The organism is Lacinutrix salivirga, assembly GCF_053604675.1.
Map to the genome: position 1 here is coordinate 1 of NZ_JBSHNP010000028.1, position 291 is coordinate 291.

The window sequence follows — 291 nt, forward strand, 5'->3', positions numbered from 1 at the left end:
ATTACCAGCAGATATTGATCCAACATTAACAACAACCGGATCAGATCCAGAAACGGTAACAGTAGTTGATGGTACAACAGCATCTACAAACGATGGATATGCACCAATCTTAGGAGATATTACAGGAGTAGTATTCGAAGACACAAATGGAGATGGTATCCAAGATGCAGGTGAAGAAGGAATAGCAGGAGTAGATGTTACAATTACAGATGCAGACGGAACAGTTACAACAGTAACCACTGGAGCAGATGGAACATGGACAGCAACAGACCTTCCATTAGGTGATGCTAC

The 291-nt window shown here is 41.9% G+C and carries 1 protein-coding gene; it reads left to right on the forward strand.

The genetic code is table 11. The features are described 5' to 3' along the window. Window positions 1-291, forward strand: a 291-nt coding sequence (locus tag ACVC5O_RS00350) for an SdrD B-like domain-containing protein (protein ID WP_452219470.1), incomplete at both ends; no start/stop codon positions are given.